Here is a 4,729-nt window from a genome sequence, read left to right as displayed (position 1 = left end):
AGAGCGCGCTGTGGGCGCGGACCCGTCGCACTGCCAGCACGATCGCCACCCTATGCGACGACGTCACCTCGTCCGGAGCAGCTCGAGGGCGCGTGCCGTCATCGCCGCCCGGTCGAGCCGCCCGGCGGCCGCGCGGACGGCGGCCACGGCATCCGCACCGGCGAGGTCCGTCGCCCGCCGGAAGTGCTCGTCGAGGTGGAGGCTCGGCAGGTCCTGACGCGAGCCCAGGCCCTCCGCGATGGCGAGGGCCTCCAGGCCGCTCTCGCGGTGGGCCGGGGATCGCACCGCCCACGCGGACCAGCCCGCGAGCACGGTGCCGAGCACCGGCCGGTCGATGAACTGCGACCGGACTCGCACGGTCGCGAGGGCCCGCGTCCGCAGGCGACGCGCCCACTCGTCGATGCGGGCGGCGGGGAGGGACTCGTCCATGGCGGTGGCGGCGACGAGCGCCGCCACCGTCGTCGCATACCACGGGGACGCGCGCTGGCTGCGGGTGTCGAACCAGGCCATCGCCTTCTCGTACAGCTCGGCGGCGAGCATCCGGTCTCCGGAGGCGCGTTCGAGCTCGGCGAGGCCCAGCCAGCCGAGCGAGGACAGCTCGAGCCCGTCCTCGGTGAGTTCGCGAGTCGCCGTCATCTCGACGTAGAGCTCCCGCGCCTCGTCGAAGCGGCCCAGGCTGATGAGGTTGCCGCCGCGGATCCAGGACAGCTGGCGCAGCTGGCCGTCGGCCTCGAAGGCTGCCAGCTCGCCGGCGGCGCGGTCGAGCCAGGCGAGCGCCTCCGCGGGCTCGTGCACCTGACTGGCCAGCTGCCCGGACGACACCGCCGACATCGCGGCGAACCACGGGTTGTCCACGATCGCGGCGAGCTCCCACGCGCGGGCGGCGGCATCCCTCGCCACCGCCGTGTCGCCGTCGTTCTCGGCGTACTGCGCGAGGACGGTCTCCCCCACGAGCGCCAGCGTCGGGTCGTCCGACGCCCGCAGCCGCTCCACCTCGGCCTGCGCCCGCGACGGGTCGCCCATGACCGACAGCAGGTCGGCGTAGGCGCCGAGCATGGGGGTGAGCGGGGCCCGCCGGCGGAGGATGCGCAGCCGTGCCCGCAGGCGGAGCGCCCGCGGGTCGTCGGTCACCATGGCGACCACGGCGGCCAGGAGCAGGACCGTGGCCAGCGCGTCGGCCGGGACGGCCGCCGCATCCACCCGGGCGACCGCCTCCAGCGCGGGCGGCCCGAAGGCCTGCAGCTCGGAGAAGGATCCGCGCACGATCCACGACTGGCTGAGGAGGGCGAACAGCACGACCGCGGTGGCGTCGTCCTCCGCATCCATCGCGTGCCGCACGACGGCGATGAGGTTGTCGTGCTCGGCGCGCAGGAGTCGCGCGCCCTCGACCGAGAAGGCATCCGGTCCCCGCTCGTCCGCGAACGCGAGCGCCCAGCCCACCACCGCATCCCACGCGGCGCCCTCCGCGCCGTCGGCCGCGAGACGCGACAGCCCGAACTCGCGCACGGTCTCCAGCATCCGGAAGCGGACGCCGCCCGAGCGGGGGTCGTCCGCGACGACGAGGAGGGACTGGGCCACGAGCCGGTCGAGCAGGTCGTCCGCCGATTCCTCGATGAGGACACCGGCGGCGGTGTCCGCCGAGAACCCGCCGGGCAGCAGGGAGAGGGTCGCGAGCGCGGTGCGGGAGTCGGGGTCGAGCAGGTCCCAGCTCCACCGGATGACGGCCTCCAGGGTGCGGTGGCGCTCCGGGGCGGTCCGGTCGCCGGTGACCAGGAGGGCGAAGCGGTCCTGGAGCCGCGCCTCGATCTGCTCGGGGGTCATCGTGCGCACGCGCGCGGCGGCGAGCTCGATCGCCAGCGGGAGCCCGTCGAGGTGATCGCACAGCCGCGTCACGACGTCGAGCGGCAGCACCGCGCCGGGGCGCACGGCGCGCGCCCGCTCGAGGAAGAGGCGCACCGCCGGACCGGCCTCCGCGTCGCCGTCCACCCCTCCCGTCGGGAGCGGGTCGAGCGGATACACCTGCTCGGCGGCGACGGCCAGCGGCGTGCGGCTGGTGGCGAGGACCCGCAGTGCGGGCACCGCCGCGAGCATGTCGGCGACCCATGCGGCGACGCCGTCCACGACCTGCTCGCAGTTGTCCAGGACCAGCAGCGTCGGCCGCTCGCCGAGGACCGCGGCGACACGGGCGCGCAGGTCCGGGCGCGAGCGCGCGTCCGCCAGCCTCCCGCCCGGGCTCGCCTCCGAGATGCCGAGCGCGGCGGCGATCGCCAGCGGGACGTCGTCGTCGGCCCGCACGCTCGCGAGAGGGACGACGACGACGGCTGGCGAGGCGGATGCCGCGGCCGCCGCCTGCGCGAGCCGGGTCTTGCCGAGTCCCCCGGCGCCCAGGATCGTCACCAGACGGGACCGCGTCAGCTGCGCGGCGACCTCCTCGAGGGCGCCCGCTCGGCCGATGAGCTCGTTGGGGGCGGCGCGCAGTCCGATGCGCACCCGCGCGCGCACCTCGGCGTCACCGCCGCGCAGGAGCCGCGTGTTCAGGTTCGTGAGCTCCGGGCCCGGCGAGCTGCCGAGGTCGTCGCGCAGGCGCGTGCGCAGCGCCGCGAAGACGCCGAGCGCCTCGGCGCCGCGCGCGTCCGCGGCGAGGGCCGTCATGAGCTCGCCGTGCAGCGCCTCGTCGTAGGGCCGGACCGCCGCGAGACCCGCCAGCACCGCCGCTCCCTCGCCGGGTCGCCCGCCGGCCACGAGGGCACGGGCGCGGCCGGTGTCGACGCGTACGCGCAGCGTCGCCGCGGCATCCGCCAGTTCGTCGGCCACCGGCGCGGCGGCCACGTCGGGCCCGGCCTCGCCGCGCCACAGCCCGAGTGCCTCGTCGAAGAGCGCGAGCCCCGCCGCGTCGCCGGGCACGAGCCGTTCCGCGGCGGCGCACAGGCGCCGGGCGCGGGAGAGGTCGACCTCGTCGTCCGGCACGCCCAGCGCGTAGCCGGACGGGTCGCTGCGCACGAGGTCCGGGCCGGCGGCGGCGCGCAGACGCGAGACGAGGGTCTGGAGCGCGCCGCGGGGGTTCTGCGGCCGATCCTCGCCCCACACGTCCGCGGTGAGGGCCTCGACGCTGCGCGACCGCGACCCGGAGAGCGCGAGCGCGGCGACGAGCGCCCTGGCGGTCGCGCCCGGGAGGTCGACGGGGCGGCCGTCCGGCGTCGTCACGGCGACCGGGCCGAGCACGGCCACCCGCGGGGCGTCCTGCGTCACGAAGAGGAGCCTAGCCGCGGCATCCGACCGCACCCGCCCCCGGCCGACCGGGATGCGGCGTGCCCTCAGGGTGGCGTCGGAGGCGTCGGGCACACTGGAGGGACGCACCCGCTCGGGCGAAGGGAGACGATGGTGAGCTTTATCGACGGATACGATCCCGACACTCTCCGCGAGGTCGTCGACCTCCGCCACTGCCGCGAGCGCCTCGACGAGATCGGCGAGCAGCGCAGCCTTCCGGCCCTGCTGGAGCGCGTCTGGCTGCTGAAGGTGCTCGACCGTCTCGACGACGGGCTGGTGATCGCCGAGCAGGCCGTCCGCCAGGCGCGCATGGCCGGCACGCGGAAGGATCTGCTGCGCGCGCGCATCCTGCACGCGACGATCCTGCAGTACCGCGGGGCGTACGCCGCCGCCGATCAGGAGCTCACCACGTGCGCCGAGGAGGCCGAGGGCCAGGGCTGGGCGGGCATCGCCGCGTTCGCGTACCAGCACCGCGGCAAGGTCAACTTCGACGCCGGCGACTTCGACGCGGCGCGCAGCGACTTCAAGCGCGCGCTCTTCCTGCGGCAGGAGTCCGGCGCCGCGGACGACCAGCTCGAGTCCACGCTGCTCGCGATCGACGCCGCCGACCGGCGCCGGGTCACCGCATCCGTCGCCAGCTGATCCGCTCTCCCGAGACGCACCGAGGTCTTCGCCGCCGCATGTCCGATCTCCACCGGGTGCGCATCTGGGCCGACGCCCTCATCGCCCACCACCTCGACGGCTCGTGGTCGTTCGCGTTCGACAACGCGAAGCGCCGGGCCGGTCAGTGCGACTACACGCACCGGCGCATCAGCGTGTCGCGCTACCTCGCCGCACGCTACGACGACGACACGAACCACCAGACACTGCTGCACGAGATCGCGCACGCCCTCGCCGGGCCGGGCGCCGGTCACGGTCCGCAGTGGAAGCGCGTGGCCCGCGAGCTCGGCTACGTGGGCGGCACGACGCACGACGGCGAGACCGCGACGGAGCTGGCGCCGTGGGTCGGGGTGTGCCCGGCCGGCCACGTCGCCTACCGGCACCGCCGTCCCGCGCGCGCGACGTCGTGCGTGAAGTGCGCACCGCGGTTCGACGCGCGCTACCTGTTCACATGGTCGCGCCGCGAGATCACGTCGGCCGCGCGCCGCGCCGCCGCGACCCCCCGCTGAGCCGGACGTCGCATCCGGTCAGATCGCGACGAAGACACCGTCCCGCAGCACCGGCACGGCGTCGAGGACGGAGAGCTCGGCCGCGGTCAGGACGTCGCCGCGCAGCCCCCGCTCGATGAGCTCCTGCCCCGACCCGCTCGCCGTCAGCAGATGCCGGACAGCGCCGCGGAGGCCCCGGAACGCCTCGGCCGCGGCCGCCGCCTCGGGCGACGTGTGGTCGATGCCGTGCACGCCGAGGGCGTCCACGACGGCGCCCGCGCCGAGCTGGTCCTCCACCGCGAACCGGACGGGAG

General features: G+C 76.0%; 4 protein-coding genes. 2 read left to right on the top strand and 2 right to left on the bottom strand.

Going from position 1 to position 4,729, the window contains the following annotated elements; genetic code table 11:
* Window positions 1–63: 63 nt before the first annotated feature.
* The gene (locus tag BGO15_RS13450; RefSeq protein WP_286748426.1) at window positions 64–3,249 is read right to left on the bottom strand and encodes an ATP-binding protein; all 3,186 of its coding nucleotides are present in this window, start codon (window positions 3,247–3,249) and stop codon (window positions 64–66) included.
* A 132-nt stretch (window positions 3,250–3,381) separates the two neighbouring features.
* On the opposite strand from BGO15_RS13450, the gene BGO15_RS13445 reads away from it, so the two are divergent.
* Together BGO15_RS13445 and BGO15_RS13440 are read left to right on the top strand one after the other, a co-directional pair.
* On the top strand, window positions 3,382–3,909 hold the full coding sequence (locus BGO15_RS13445) for a hypothetical protein (RefSeq protein ID WP_286748425.1): 528 nt from the start codon (window positions 3,382–3,384) through the stop codon (window positions 3,907–3,909).
* A 38-nt stretch (window positions 3,910–3,947) separates the two neighbouring features.
* The gene (locus BGO15_RS13440) at window positions 3,948–4,436 is read left to right on the top strand and encodes a SprT-like domain-containing protein (RefSeq protein ID WP_286748424.1); all 489 of its coding nucleotides are present in this window, start codon (window positions 3,948–3,950) and stop codon (window positions 4,434–4,436) included.
* A gap of 18 nt (window positions 4,437–4,454) precedes the next feature.
* On the opposite strand, the gene BGO15_RS13435 is transcribed toward BGO15_RS13440, so the two are convergent.
* On the bottom strand, window positions 4,455–4,729 hold a 275-nt coding region (locus tag BGO15_RS13435; protein WP_286748423.1), incomplete at its 5' end, for a 2-phosphosulfolactate phosphatase.

The organism is Microbacterium sp. 71-23, from assembly GCF_001897265.1.
Lineage (GTDB): Bacteria > Actinomycetota > Actinomycetes > Actinomycetales > Microbacteriaceae > Microbacterium > Microbacterium ginsengisoli.
Note: the sequence above shows the minus strand (reverse complement) of the source record. Positions and strands in the feature narration are given on the sequence as shown.